Raw genomic sequence first — 13337 nt, forward strand, 5'->3', positions numbered from 1 at the left:
CTGAAGGATTAATTATAAAGATTCATTATATTATAAGTAATTCTTAAGCTGTAATTAATAGGACTTCTCCTGTGATTATGAATACTCAGGCTGTAGTTAATAGGACTTCTTCTGTGATTATGAATGTTCAAACTGTAATTAACACAGCTTCTTCTGTAGTTAGAAATACTCAAACTGTAATTAACACAGCTTCTTCTGTAGTTAGAAATGCTCAAACTATAATTAAAATATAGCCATTCCCATTCCGATGCGGTACAGCATTATACCGAGGGGTGTAGGGCACGGCAGCCCATTGGTCTCAACTTAAGAAGATAAAGCCCAAATTTGTTAGGTGTAAGCGTCACCCTTGAAATGGTATTCATCTATAGCGATTTCCTGGAGTTTGTCGATACACAAGGCTTAACACTACCGCTATCATTACTGATAATGTCAATATTCATGATGCCTGCGAGAGGCTGCGCCAACGCAATTTTTTTGTTGATCTTTGCCCTGAACATAATTTTAGTGGCTTGAAGCTCGCAGGAGATAGCAATGAATATAGTTGTTTTTCGATTTCCTCAATTGGCGGTGCTGGTATCTGCTTGTGTTGGCGCAGATTTGGGTTTCCAATACTGGCAGGCCGGTTTGCACCCATGATGTATCACTGACAACATCTACGTAAATGTTTGCTAACTTTTTGCTTAAGTTGACACCAATGATATCATCTGTACGCCCCTACTTAGAACACGGAACTTCAAGCGTAAAACTTTAAAGCCCACTCTCTGACTAACAAGAAATAAATACAGGAGAAAATCATGGCTAATTCATCATTCAACCTGCTGAACCTCTCTTCTTTAAATGGCACTAATGGCTTTATAATTAACGGCATTGCAGCATATGACCAGTTAGGCATCTCAGTCAGCAATGCGGGGGACATCAACAACGATGGCATTGACGACCTGATTATTGGCGCACAATATGCCGACCCCAATGGCAAAAATTCTGCTGGGCAAAGCTATGTGGTGTTTGGGAAGACGAATCTGGGCAGTGGCGGCAGCCTCAACCTCTCTGATTTGAATGGCACTAATGGCTTTGTAATTAACGGCATTGCAGCAAATGACTCTTCAGGCTATTCAGTTAGCAATGCGGGGGACATCAACAACGATGGCATTGACGACCTGATTATTGGGACAAGTAATACCGACCCTTACGACAAAGATAATGCTGGGCAAAGCTATGTAGTGTTTGGGGGAACGAATCTGGGCAGTGGCGGCAGCCTCAACCTCTCTGATTTGAATGGCACTAATGGCTTTATAATTAACGGCATTGCAGTAGATACCTACTCAGGCTATTCAGTCAGTAATGCTGGGGACATCAACAACGATGGCATTGACGATCTGATTATTGGCACGGGATATGCCGACTCTAACGGCAAATATAATGCTGGGCAAAGCTATGTGGTGTTTGGAAGGACGAATCTGGGCAGTGGCGGCATCCTCAATCTCTCTTCTCTGGATGGCACTAATGGCTTTTTGATTAACGGCATTGCAGAAAATGACTTCTTAGGCTCCTCAGTCAGCAATGCGGGGGACATCAACAACGATGGTATTAACGACCTGATTATTGGCGCACCGGGTGCTAAACGCAACGGCAACTATCGTGCTGGGCAAACCTATGTGGTGTTTGGGGGAACCAATCTAGGCAGTGGCGGCACCCTCAACCTCTCTTCTCTGGATGGCACTAATGGCTTTTTGATTAATGGCATTGCAGAAAATGACTTGTTAGGCGCCTTTGTCAACAATGCGGGGGACATCAACAATGATGGCATTGACGACCTGATTATTGGCGCACTTAATCCCTACCCCTACAGCAGAAATTATCCTTGGCAAACCTATGTGGTGTTTGGGGGAACCAATCTAGGCAGTGGCGGCACCTTTAACCTCTCTTCTCTGGATGGCACTAATGGCTTTTTGATTAACGGCATTGCAGTAGGTGACGACTCAGAGGGCATCTCAGTCAGGAATGGAGAGGATATCAACAACGATGGCATTGACGACCTGATTATTGGCGCACCGGGTGCCAACCCCAACGGCATCCGTGATGCTGGGCAAAGCTATGTGGTGTTTGGGGAAAGGAATCTGGGCAGTGGCGGCATCTTTAACCTCGCCTTCTTGAATGGCAATAATGGCTTTATAATTAACGGCATTGCAGCAAATGACTTCTCAGGCAAGTCAGTCAGCAATGCGGGGGACATCAACGATGATGGCATTGACGACCTGATTATTGGGGCACCTTATGCCAATCCCAACGGCAAAGATGTTGCTGGGCAAAGCTATGTGGTATTTGGGGGGACGAATATTGCCAGTAGCAATACTTCTCCCAACCTGACTGGAACTGCTAATGCAGATAACTTATTTAGCACACCTAGCAACAACATCATCAATGGGTTGACTGGTGACGACACCATAAAAGGCAATGGCGGTCAAGATAAATTTTTGTTTCGCCTTGGCGATGGCGATGATATTATCGCCGATTTTGGCGGCATTGGTAAAGGCACAACCCCAACATCGGCGGTGATTGCCAATGTTGACACCTTACAATTTAAAGGTTCGGGTTTAACTGCCGAAAATCTGCAATTAACTCAAAATGGTAACAATTTAGAAGTGACTTTTGAAAAAGCGGCTTTTACCAAAGTCACTCTGCAAAACTTTAAACTAGAAAACCTGGATAACCTCCCAGAAAGCGGTTCACGACCTGCACTTAGCAATATAGAGTTTGATGGGCAAACTAGCCCCTTCGACAGCTTTGATGTCTTCGATGCTGACTCCACTCAAACTTCGCTATTCAACAAGAACACGGTGGCTTTCCTCAATGACCTCAACAATAACATTACGGGTTTTGACAACTCTAATGATGTGGTTAATGGGCAGGGGGGTGACGACATCATTGACGGCAACAGTGGCAATGACTTGCTGCGGGGTGGTGCAGGTAATGATACCCTTGTCGGTGGTGCAGGCAATGATACCCTTGTCGGTAGTGCGGGTGCCGACCCTTTCTTCAACCTCTCTGACTTGAATGGCACGAATGGCTTTATAATTAACGGCATTGCAGCAGGTGACTCTTCAGGCTATTTAGTCAGCAATGCAGGGGACATCAACAACGATGGCATTGACGACCTGATTATTGGGGCACCTGCTGTCTACCCCTACGACAAAGATTCTGCTTGGCAAAGCTATGTGGTGTTTGGGGGGACGAATCTGGGCAGTGGCGGCACCTTCAACCTCTCTGATTTGAATGGCACTAATGGCTTTTTGATTAACGGCATAGCAGAAGGTGATTCCTTAGGCAACTCAGTCAGCAATGCGGGGGATATCAACAACGATGGCATCGACGACCTGATTATTTGGGGACCAAATGCCAACCCGAATGGCAACTCTTATCTTGGGCAAAGCTATGTGGTGTTTGGGCAAACGAATCTGGGCAGTGACGGCACTCTCAACCTCTCTTCCCTAGATGGAACTAATGGCTTTTTCATTAACGGCATTGCAGGAGCTGACTACTCAGACGAGTCAGTAAGCAATGCCGGGGACATTAACAACGATGGCATTGACGACCTGATTATTGGAGCAATTCTTACTTCCCCCAACGGCAAATATGAAGCTGGGCAAAGCTATGTAGTGTTTGGGAGAACGAATCTGGGTAGTGGCGGTACCCTCAACGTTTCTTCCCTAGATGGCACTAACGGCTTCGCCATTAACGGCATTGCAGAAGATGGCCACTTAGGTTACTCAGTCAGCAATGCGGGGGACATCAACAACGATGGCATTGACGACCTGATTATTGGGGCACGAAAGTTCTACCCCGATAGTTATAATTATGATTCTGGGCAAAGCTATGTAGTGTTTGGGGGAACGAATCTGGGCAGTGGCGGCACCCTCAACCTCTCAGATTTGAATGGTAATAATGGCTTTATAATTAACGGTATTGCAGAAGATAGCAACTCAGGCTCCTTTGTAAGCGATGCAGGGGACATCAATAACGATGGCATTGACGACCTGATTATTTCGTCAAAATATGCTTCCCGCAACGGCAAAGATTTTGTTGGACAAAGCTATATAGTGTTTGGGGGAACGAATCTGGGCAGTGGCGGCACTCTCAACCTCTCTGATTTGAATGGCACTAACGGCTTTTTAATTAACGTCATTGCAAAAGGTGACTCCTCAAGCTACTCAGTCAGCAAAGCGGGGGACATCAACGGTGATGGCATCGACGACCTAATTATTGGGGAATATAATGCCACCGCCAACGGCAAAGATTCTGCTGGGCAAAGCTATGTAGTGTTTGGGGGAACGAATGTCGGTAGTAGCGGCACTTTCAATCTCTCTGATTTGAATGGCACTAATGGCTTTATAATCAACGGCATAGCAGCAAATGACTTATCAGGGAAGTCAGTCAGCAATGCGGGGGACATCAACAATGATGGCATTGACGACCTGATTATTGGGGCAACTGGTGCCGACCCCAACGGCAAAAATGCTGCTGGGCAAAGCTATGTGGTGTTTGGGGAGACGAATATAAACAGTAGCGACACCCTTAACCCGACTGTAACTCCTGGTAATGATACCCTGATGGGCAACATCCGTCAAGATAAATTTGTGTTTCGCCCTGGCGATGGCAATGACACCATCACCGATTTTAGTGGCATTGGTAAAGGCACAAAGGCTTCGGCAACAGCGATCGCCTCCTTGGACACCTTACAATTTATAGGTTCGGGTTTAACTGCCCAAAATTTGCAATTAACTCAAAATGCTAACAACTTAGAAGTCACCTTTGAAAATGTTGCTAATACCAAAGTCACTCTGCAAAACTTCAAATTAGAAAGCCTCGATAATTTGCCTGCTTCTGGAGCAACACCTGCGATTGGCAATATAGAGTTTGATGGGCAAACTAACATTGCTGACAGCTTTGATGTCTTCGATGCCAACTCCACTCAAACTAGTCTGTTTAACAAAAACACAGTCACATTCCTCAATGACCTGAATAACAGCATCACAGGTTTTGAAAACTCCAACGATGTGATTAATGCTCAGGGAGGTAATGACATTATCTATGGCTTGAGTGGCAACGATCTATTACGAGGCGGTGCTGGTAATGATACTCTCGTGGGTGGTGCTGGTAATGATACTCTCGTGGGCGGTGCTGGTGCTGACTGTTTCGTTTACAACACCGATGCAGTTTTTGACCCGACTGCTGTTAGTGTAGATGCGATGTCTACGACGGGCTACACCTACGCTGACTTCAACAGTTCTCAAGGTGATAAGATTGTCCTAGATAAAACTACCTTTAGTGCGTTACCGCTTCAAGTTGCCGTAGGCATCGCTTCAACTACTGGAACAGGTTTTAGTAACAAGAGTGATTTTCAAATCATTTCTAATACGGGAACCAGCACCGCAAAAATTATCTACGACCCTGTGAGTGGACAGTTATTTTACAACGAAAATGGCAGTGCGGCTGGTTTTGGTAGTGGCGGTCTATTTGCAACTCTGACTGGTGCGCCAACTCTGAGTGCATCAGATTTTGTTGTGCAAGTTTAGATGCTATTTTCAGGTAAATATACCATGTGGTAGGGGCACAGCAATACTCATTGCAACTTAAGCTAAAACCCAGGCTAGAACTAGCTTTTAGATTGTCTCGTTTCCAGTCGGAAACTGGAAATGCTCATCGTTCTGGCAGCAGAGAGAGCCGCTAGGAGCCGCATTTCTAGCGTCTGGCTGGAAACGAGATTTGAAAAGGCTTTTTGCTTAAATTGACACCAATGGGCACTGCCGTGTCCCTACGGGTGTACTTTACACAAACGAGAAGTGCTATAAACGTTTTAACTAAATTAAGAGAATTTACCAGTATCTATTTCAGAAAAAATATCATTATTTTTGTGGATTTTGCTGAACCAGAATATATTTTTAATGGGGCATAGTAACTGTAGAAATGTTACAAGTAACTAAATTTATGTCTTTGAGAAAACGTACATCCCGCGTTCTAGAAAATGCTGAGTTAAGATTTGCTGGACTCAAAGCAATTGATGCCAATCTGGATCTTGGAGAGACTTGTAATTTAAAAATCCTGACAGAACTAATTGAGCAATTACGCAGCAAGTTAGAAGCTCATAATACTGCTCTCAGCACGATTGACTCTTCCAAAGTAGAAATTGATGAGTTAGAACAAACCTTGGGTACTTTCTCCGAAAAAATGCTCATGGGAATCGGTTTTAGATATGGCAAAGATAGCCGCGAATATGAGATGGCTGGTGGAGTTCGCAAAAGTGAACGTATCCGTAAAAGCAGAGCAACTCGCTTGAAAACTATTGCACAAAAAGCATCTAGCCAAGGCACTCAACCCTTGTAGATGTGTAAACAATACAGTTTGGATAAGCAGGGGGGCAGGGGAGCAGAGGGGCAGGGGGGACAAGGGGACAAGAGTGAATTATTGAACAAGTCTTTCCCCTATCTCCTTCATCTTCCTTGTATACCTTGTCCTCTTCTCCATGCCCAATGCCTAAAATTCGCGTTGTGAAAAGATCAGAATTGCGATCGCTAACAACATGGCACTATAAAGTAAGCCATAACCAGCATTCATAATCAGTGCAGTGGTGTCAGGTAGTGCTTGCAGACCATAAACGGCATCATTTTTCAAATCTAATCGAGATAAATCTGGCAAGAAAAGAAACAAAGCTTGAGTTAGACGTTCCATACCAGGGTTACGGCTAAGACGACCAAGTTGTACTAAATCTTGAGTAATATTTCCGATTAAATATACTGCAAAAGTTAAAATAGTTGCTAGCAGAGAAGCAGTAAAAACACCGAAGGTAATAGCCACAGCAGTAATTAATGACAACTGCAAAAATAAGAAAATTCCAGCAATTAGAATGCTTGCTGTAGGATGAGGAATATTACCAATTTGCAGAAATACCAGATAAATTACTGTCATCGTGGCGACAAGCACAGCTAGGACAGCGGATAAACCCAAGTATTTGCCGACGATAATTTCGCTGCGACTAACGGGTTTAGCAATTAATACTAAAATAGTGCGTTTTTCAATTTCTTTATTAATTAGTCCCGTACCAATAAATATCGTAATAATTAACCCGATGCCATTCATCGCTGCCATCCCAAAGTCCAAAAACATTTTATCTTCAGCCGTAGCTGCAAATTCAGGAAGGACGCGGAAAGCAGTGGCGAGTACTAGCGCATAAAAACCAATAATATATAGGATGCGATCGCGTACCACTTCCTGAAATACATTCTTTGCCAATACAAAAATTCTGTTAATAGTCATTTGTCATTTGTCATTGGTCATTGGTCATTTGTCATTGGGAAGAGGCAGAGGGTAAAAAGGTAATTTTATTATTCTTCTCCCTGCTCCTCTGCCCCTCTGCCCCTCTGCCCCCCTGCTCCCCTGCCCCACTCCTCACTGCTGCGGAGGTGGTGAACCAGAAATTAATTTACTGGCGCGATCGCATTCGATTTCTGCAACTGTAATCTTATTCTCTGAATTAGTACCTGCTGCCACTGGTTCAATGCGACAAGATTTTTTTAAGTAATAGCCCCGTGGGTTAGAACTCGGACCTATCCAAATACTTAATAAATCTAATATATATCCAGACTTAGTATTAGTTACACGCGGTTCAACGCGCCATAATTCCTTCTCTTCATATTTACTCAGGTTCTTTTTAATGATTTCCCTACCCAGATTTCCTACCCGTTGTTTCGCATCTAGCAACCATTTCTCTACTTCTGACCAAGGACTTTCAGCTATTTGCTCTACTACTATTGGTTGAAGTCTCTGGAGAATTACAACGCCGTTTTTGGGAATTTTTACTGTTTCTTCTGTTCTGGCAACAAAGATACTATTTTTAAAAGTATCTGCTTGCAAACTGGGATATTGTCGTAACCAATTATCCGTCACAAAGTGAAACTGAATCCAGCAACTTAGCAGCATACTACTAGCAACTAAAATTATGATTCTTTGGCGGTCTTGCGGCTTAGGAATGCGAGCTTTTGCGTCGGTGTCATTTCCTTCAATAAACTCTGGTATTGCCGTAATTAGTGCTGAAATTGTCGGCCAAAAAACGATTGTTCTGGGTGTAATTACATCTCGTTGATCTCCAAATGCAAAAACACTCACTAAGAATCCAGTGATTACTGCCCCGACTGGCATAAAAGTCCCAGGAACTCTCAAAGGATCTTCAGTTGTATACCAAGCTGTACCAGCAATTAAAAATAACCAACCGAAAAAGGCAATTATATCTTTGATATAACCTGTGGCACAATATGAAAGTACCCAAGAAAAAATACTTAAATAAATAAATGTTTGCCAAGAATAAGCTTTGGGTGGAATTAATATTTTTCTAATTCCTGCATAAAGCCCTTCAGCAAATTTAAAAACACCAAAGACATCTTTTAGTAGCGTATTCATATTCCTCCTTACACCCGATCGATCGATATTTTCTCTCTAAATTAAACAAACAATCTCTTGCTATTTTGAACGGAATAATAAAATAATAGTTATTGCAGTATAGCTTAGAGAATTTGCTATTAGTATAGTTGTAACTAAATTAGTATTTTGGAAATTAAGGGTGGTAAAACGACGCCGTTGCAAGCGCTGAGATGTTTTAGGTTCCTCTTCTGGTTTCGCAAATGATTCATTTAATGAGAATAGTAAAGCCCTTAAAATGAAAAATTTCATCAAAAACGTAGTAAAAAAAATTATACAAGCAGTTAAAATAATTAAAGGCTGTGTGTTCGGCGATTTAAAATTATTAAAAAACATATAGTTAATTAATTCTGATTTCACCTGTATTGGCAACATTGGTTCTGATACAAAAAATATGAACCAACCAATTACGCTAGAAAACAGATTGATAGAAATTGCATAAAAAATACTGGTTTTTTTGTCAAATTTTAGTCGAGAATGCAAAACATAAGCTTCGATGGGGATGGCAATCAGTACAAATAAAAAGTCAAACAGAAATCCACCAATAGGAAAAATCCTGGGAAACATCCAATTGTCAGGCATAAATGGTTAAGGGTAAGGGTTAGCTGTAGTGAGTATAACTGGGATAGTAAGGGTGATGGGGGAAATTATCCCATTGTTCTTGTCCTTTACTATGCGGGTGTGCCAGTATTCCTCTATTGATATTGTTAATAGATCGAACTGACCCTTGTACAGAGGCGTTAGAGGGGGAGTTTCTCTATCTGAGAGTACAAGAGGTTAGGTAGTGCGATTCGTTGTTTAGTGAATCACGGTAATCAACCCGTACATAACTAAACCAGCCTGACAGCAGATTACTGTCACTAAAGGCTGAACTCTCGGTCAGATGTAGGTGAAAGCCCTACCAATCAGACTCAGATTTGACTCCTTATCTGCCCACACCGAACAAGCTCGGTTCTTGTAGAGTGAAGCTGGGAACAGGGCGCAATCAGACAGCCGTTGCGGGTTGACACTGGCGCTAATAGGGAGTTCCTACGATGAAACAGAGCCTAGAAAAGCGACTTACCTCTAGGCAGGGCGCAACACAAAAACCCTGACCTCGCTGGAGTTCACTCCCGCCGCGTTCTTAGCTAAATAACGGCAAGAGTCAAGGGAATCCAGCAGTCGAATTGGCTACATCTAACGGAACAATCAATCTCTCCGAGGGAACGAATAAAAACGAGTTGTGGGTCTAGGGGCGGTCGAACCCCAAGTAGGCTAGACGAGAAGCGGAATTCCCACAAGTCGGGTAGGACAGACCGTAATTGGTCTGAGGTGTTCAGAAAATACAAACTCTAGAAGAGAAAATGATTAGACACAGTAAACATACTAGTGAATCTTGGAGAGCATTACCGTGGAAGAAATTCCGCCGTAATCTTTTCCGCCTTCAAAAGCGCGTATTTAAAGCGGTTCTTGTTGGAGACAAGCGGAAAGCTAGGTTACTCCAAAAGCTTATTCTAAAATCCACCTCGGCTCGATTTCTTGCAATAAGACAAGTATCTCAGCTAAATGCTGGCAAAAAGACGGCTGGTATTGATGGTAAGAAATCCCTCTCATTTGAAGAACGCTTCAACCTTGAAGAAATACTGAAAATGAATAGTGGAAATTGGAAGCATCAAGGCTTACGGGAAATCCCCATCCCCAAAAAGGACGGGACTACCAGAATGCTTAAAATACCAACCATCGCGGATAGAGCTTGGCAATGCCTAGCAAAATATGCACTCGAACCAGCACATGAAGCCACTTTCCACGCACGGAGCTACGGGTTTAGAACTGGGCGCTCTGCCCATGATGCACAACAGTACATCTTTAATAACCTTTGCTCCAGAGTCAATGGAATAGAAAAACGAGTAATTGAACTCGATATTGAAAAGTGCTTCGACAGGATTAACCACTCAGCAATAATGGACGAACTCATATCCCCCAAAGGCTTAAAACTCGGTATCTTCCGATGCCTCAAGGCAGGAGTTAACCCAGAATTTCCTGAACAAGGAACCCCACAAGGGGGAGTGGTCAGCCCATTACTAGCAAATATTGCACTCAACGGGATTGAGAGTATCCACAGATACCACGCCGAATACAAATACGGTAAAAGTATCACAGACAACACCTCAGAAAAGAGAATTGTCGAGCCATCAATCCGATACGCGGATGACATGGTTATTATACTCCGACCCGAAGATGATGCGACAGAGATACTTGAAAGAATCAGCGAGTTCCTCCGCAAACGCGGAATGAATATAAGCCAAAAGAAAACCAAAGTTACCGCCGCGACAGATGGGTTTGATTTCCTCGGCTGGCACTTCAAAGTCCAGAAAAACGGAAAGCTTAAAAGCACTCCCTCAATGGATAACTTCAAAGCACTTCGTAAGAAAGTAAAACACATCGTCAACAACTCGAATTATGGTGCTAAGGAAAAAGCCACAAGGCTGGCTCCAATAGTTAGAGGCTGGAGAAATTACCATAAGTACTGCAAGATGGACGGCTCCAGGAATTCGCTGTACCACATCGAAACAAGAGCTTACAAGGTATTTAACAAGGAAACCAAGCAAACACGCCATTCTAGCAAAACATTACTAGATAAAGCGTTTCCGGCGATTCCTTACTCCGAAAATAAACACGTCATGGTCAAAGGAATAAAATCCCCCTATGACGGAGATACAGCCTACTGGAGCGAACGTAACAGTAAACTCTATGATGGCGAAACCTCTAAAGCTCTTAAGAAGCAAAACCATAAATGTGCATCCTGCGGCTTAAAGTTCATCGATGAGGAACGGGTTCACCTGCATCACATCGACGGAAATCACGCCAACTGGAAGAAAAACAATCTTGAAGCAATTCACGAGAGTTGCCACGATTACAAACACATGAGCAAAAGTGTAAGCTAAGAACATCGGAAGCTGGGTGCGGGGAAAGTCGCACGCCCAGATTTAACTGAGAGGTGCGGGGAATAACATCCCCCATCGACTCAACCAGATTAAAGACTGCCATAGTTATAGCTTTTCGAGAGATGACAAGGAACGGTATTGGAATTCGGACGGCGCAAGTGCGTCAAGAACGGCTTATTGGTCAAATTCACGTCTACGATGGTCTGGGTAAAGGTAAATCTCAAGCGGCTTTGGGGGTGGTTTTGCGCTCCATTGGCTTGGGAATAAATACGCCTAGCAATTCTAATCGGGTTTTACTGCTGCGATTTTTAAAAGGGCCAGAACGTGATTATGACGAAGATGGCGCGATCGCAGCTTTACAACGCGGGTTTCCCCATTTAATTGACCAGGTTCGCACTGGGAGAGCGGAATTTTTTGGCCCGGAGGAAATCACCACTTTTGACCGAGATGAAGCAATGCGGGGTTGGGATGTAGCCAAAGGTGCGATCGCTAGTGGTTTATATTCAGTTGTCGTTTTGGATGAAATTAACCCAGTTCTGGATTTGGGTTTGCTACCAGTGGATGAAGTCGTAAAGACATTAAAATCTAAACCCCAAGAGTTGGAAATCATCGCCACTGGACGCGCCGCACCCCAAAAGTTGCTCGATATTGCAGATTTGCACTCAGAAATGAAACCTCATCACCACCCAACAGCCAAAGCCCTCTTCCTGGAAGGGATTGAAATTTATACTGGTGCTGGTAAAGGTAAGTCTACTAGTGCTTTGGGCAAAGCTTTGCAGGCCATTGGTAGGGGAATCAATCATCCAGGGTCTACCCGTGTATTGATTATGCAGTGGCTTAAAGGTGGTAGCGGCTACACAGAAGACGCAGCGATCGCCGCTTTGCAGCAGTCATATCCAGAAGTGGTGGATCATCAGCGTTGCGGTGGAGATGCGATCGTCTGGCGAAATTCCCGACAAGAATTAGATTATGTAGAAGCCGAACGAGGTTGGGAAATTGCAAAAGTTGCGATCGCTTCTGGATTGTATCAAACTATTATTCTCGATGAACTCAACCCCACTGTTGACTTAGAACTACTCCCCGTTGAACCCATTGTCCAAGCTTTACTCCGCAAACCCCGCGACACCGAAATCATTATCACTGGCCGCTGCCAAAATCCACCCGCGTACTTTGATTTGGCTAGCGTCCACTCAGAGGTTTATTGCCACAAACACTATGCTAATCAAGGCGTAGAACTTAAACGAGGGGTAGATTTTTAGGCGTTGCTGATTAATTGATATGCTAGATTTTCTAGAAAAAACAAATTTATTTACCATTTTGGTAAACTTATATTAGTCTAGTAACGCATGGAAATCACTTTCGCTGACCGCAAACTGCAAAATCTATGCGAACAACAAGACGTAGCGCAAAGAAAATTGGGTGCAAACTGTGCCAAGAAATTGATAACCCGATTGGCTGACCTTGCAGCTGTTAGCTGTGTCAAGGAATTATGTGCAGGTCGTCCCCATCCCTTAAAAGGAGATCGTGCAGGTGAATTTGCAGTAGACCTAGAAGGTGGTAAACGACTTGTATTTAAGCCAGATAACGACCCCATCCCCCTTACCGAGGATGAAATCATTGATTGGTCAAAAGTTACTGCTGTTTGTATTGTTTTCATTGGAGATTACCATGATTGAGACAAGCCGTACCTTTACTCCAGATTGGGTATCTCCTCCCGGTGATACCATCGCTGATATATTAGAAGAGCGTGATTGGACACAAGTACAGTTAGCAGAGCGATTAGGCTACACTACGAAACATATAAGCCTACTTATCAATGGCAAAGCACCCATCAATGAAGAAACAGCCTTAAAGCTAGAACGAGTTTTAGGGAGTACAACAGCATTTTGGCTCAATCGCGAAGCCCAATATCGCGCCGATTTAGTACGGATAGAAGAAGAAAAC

Annotated in this window: 8 protein-coding genes and 2 pseudogenes; 6 read left to right on the forward strand and 4 right to left on the reverse strand. The window is 43.5% G+C overall.

The window, feature by feature from the left end:
• Window positions 1-367: 367 nt before the first annotated feature.
• Window positions 368-577: pseudogene (locus AC1F2U_RS21045) on the reverse strand (IS4 family transposase); the annotation flags it as partial.
• 217 nt (window positions 578-794) lie between these two features.
• On the opposite strand from AC1F2U_RS21045, the gene AC1F2U_RS21050 reads away from it, so the two are divergent.
• Together AC1F2U_RS21050 and AC1F2U_RS21055 are read left to right on the forward strand one after the other, a co-directional pair.
• Window positions 795-5573: a beta strand repeat-containing protein gene (locus AC1F2U_RS21050; protein WP_480262852.1), complete on the forward strand. Its 4779-nt coding sequence runs from the start codon at window positions 795-797 to the stop codon at window positions 5571-5573.
• A gap of 412 nt (window positions 5574-5985) precedes the next feature.
• The gene (locus tag AC1F2U_RS21055; protein ID WP_480262853.1) at window positions 5986-6381 is read left to right on the forward strand and encodes a hypothetical protein; all 396 of its coding nucleotides are present in this window, start codon (window positions 5986-5988) and stop codon (window positions 6379-6381) included.
• A gap of 150 nt (window positions 6382-6531) precedes the next feature.
• Here the strand turns inward: AC1F2U_RS21055 and AC1F2U_RS21060 are convergent, their stop codons facing one another.
• From AC1F2U_RS21060 to fraC, 3 genes are all read right to left on the reverse strand, one after another.
• Complete coding sequence (locus AC1F2U_RS21060) at window positions 6532-7311, reverse strand: ABC transporter permease (protein WP_480262854.1); 780 nt, start codon at window positions 7309-7311, stop codon at window positions 6532-6534.
• A gap of 132 nt (window positions 7312-7443) precedes the next feature.
• Entirely contained in the window at window positions 7444-8451 is a 1008-nt protein-coding gene (gene fraD, locus AC1F2U_RS21065; RefSeq protein WP_480262855.1) for a septal junction protein FraD, read from the reverse strand.
• A gap of 60 nt (window positions 8452-8511) precedes the next feature.
• Window positions 8512-9051 carry a filament integrity protein FraC gene (fraC, locus tag AC1F2U_RS21070; RefSeq protein ID WP_480262856.1) on the reverse strand — a complete coding sequence of 180 codons (540 nt, stop codon included), beginning with the start codon at window positions 9049-9051 and terminating at the stop codon, window positions 8512-8514.
• Window positions 9052-9812: 761 nt separating this feature from the next.
• Between fraC and AC1F2U_RS21075 the strand changes: the two genes are divergently transcribed.
• The 4 genes and pseudogenes from AC1F2U_RS21075 to AC1F2U_RS21090 form a co-directional block, all read left to right on the forward strand.
• A complete protein-coding gene (locus tag AC1F2U_RS21075; RefSeq protein WP_480262857.1) occupies window positions 9813-11393 on the forward strand; it encodes a group II intron reverse transcriptase/maturase in 1581 nt (526 codons plus the stop codon).
• A gap of 122 nt (window positions 11394-11515) precedes the next feature.
• Complete coding sequence (locus AC1F2U_RS21080; protein ID WP_480262858.1) at window positions 11516-12652, forward strand: cob(I)yrinic acid a,c-diamide adenosyltransferase; 1137 nt, start codon at window positions 11516-11518, stop codon at window positions 12650-12652.
• Window positions 12653-12739: 87 nt separating this feature from the next.
• The gene (locus tag AC1F2U_RS21085) at window positions 12740-13069 is read left to right on the forward strand and encodes a type II toxin-antitoxin system RelE/ParE family toxin (RefSeq protein WP_480262859.1); all 330 of its coding nucleotides are present in this window, start codon (window positions 12740-12742) and stop codon (window positions 13067-13069) included.
• Window positions 13062-13265, forward strand: a pseudogene (locus AC1F2U_RS21090) (helix-turn-helix transcriptional regulator); the annotation flags it as partial. The gene AC1F2U_RS21085 and the pseudogene AC1F2U_RS21090, both read left to right, overlap by 8 nt.
• Between the last annotated feature and the right edge of the window lie 72 nt (window positions 13266-13337).

This window comes from Nostoc sp. LEGE 12454 (assembly GCF_056620565.1).

Coding starts and splice junctions, on each gene's coding strand:
- AC1F2U_RS21050 (WP_480262852.1), top strand. CDS start 795: ATGGCTAATTCATCATTCAACCTGCTGAACCTCTCTTCTTTAAATGGC.
- AC1F2U_RS21055 (WP_480262853.1), top strand. CDS start 5,986: ATGTCTTTGAGAAAACGTACATCCCGCGTTCTAGAAAATGCTGAGTTA.
- AC1F2U_RS21060 (WP_480262854.1), bottom strand. CDS start 7,311: ATGACTATTAACAGAATTTTTGTATTGGCAAAGAATGTATTTCAGGAA.
- fraD (WP_480262855.1), bottom strand. CDS start 8,451: ATGAATACGCTACTAAAAGATGTCTTTGGTGTTTTTAAATTTGCTGAA.
- fraC (WP_480262856.1), bottom strand. CDS start 9,051: ATGCCTGACAATTGGATGTTTCCCAGGATTTTTCCTATTGGTGGATTT.
- AC1F2U_RS21075 (WP_480262857.1), top strand. CDS start 9,813: ATGATTAGACACAGTAAACATACTAGTGAATCTTGGAGAGCATTACCG.
- AC1F2U_RS21080 (WP_480262858.1), top strand. CDS start 11,516: ATGACAAGGAACGGTATTGGAATTCGGACGGCGCAAGTGCGTCAAGAA.
- AC1F2U_RS21085 (WP_480262859.1), top strand. CDS start 12,740: ATGGAAATCACTTTCGCTGACCGCAAACTGCAAAATCTATGCGAACAA.